At 69.6% G+C, this 822-nt stretch carries 1 protein-coding gene; it reads left to right on the top strand.

Features of this window, described 5'->3' with window-relative positions:
- On the top strand, window positions 1-822 hold an 822-nt coding region (locus IQ279_RS27555; RefSeq protein ID WP_206352047.1), incomplete at both ends, for an Hsp70 family protein.

Here is an 822-nt window from a genome sequence, read left to right as displayed (position 1 = left end):
CGGCAAGGAGGCGAACAAGGGCGTCAATCCCGACGAGGTCGTGGCGATCGGCGCCTCGCTGCAGGCCGGTGTCCTCAAGGGCGAGGTCAAGGACGTCCTGCTGCTGGACGTCACCCCGCTGTCCCTGGGCATCGAGACCAAGGGCGGCATCATGACCAAGCTGATCGAGCGCAACACCACGATCCCGACCAAGCGCTCGGAGATCTTCACCACCGCCGAGGACAACCAGCCCAGCGTGCAGATCCAGGTGTACCAGGGCGAGCGGGAGATCGCCGCGTACAACAAGAAGCTGGGGATGTTCGAGCTGACCGGGCTGCCGCCGGCGCCGCGCGGGGTGCCGCAGATCGAGGTCACCTTCGACATCGACGCCAACGGCATCATGCACGTCTCCGCCAAGGACCTGGGCACCGGCAAGGAGCAGCGGATGACCGTCACCGGCGGCTCGGCGCTGCCCAAGGACGACATCGAGCGGATGATGCGGGAGGCCGAGCAGTACGCGGAGGAGGACCACCGGCGCCGGGAGGCGGCCGAGACCCGCAACCAGGCCGAGCAGCTCGTCTACACCACCGAGAAGTTCCTGGCGGACAACGCCGACAAGGTGCCCGGGGACGTGAAGTCCGAGGTCGAGGCGTCGGTGGCGGACCTGAAGGAGAAGCTCAAGGGGGAGTCCGCCGAGGGCGACAACACAGCGGCCATCCGCGAGGCCTCCGAGAAGGTCGCGGCCACCAGCCAGAAGCTGGGCCAGGCCCTGTACGCCGACGCCCAGGGCCAGCAGGCCGCGGGCGGCGCCCAGGCCGGCGCCGGTGCCAAGGCCGGCGCGGA

Origin of the sequence: Streptomyces verrucosisporus, assembly GCF_017114865.1 — a bacterium.
Taxonomy (GTDB): Bacteria; Actinomycetota; Actinomycetes; order Streptomycetales; family Streptomycetaceae; genus Streptomyces; species Streptomyces fenghuangensis.
Note: the sequence above shows the minus strand (reverse complement) of the source record. Positions and strands in the feature narration are given on the sequence as shown.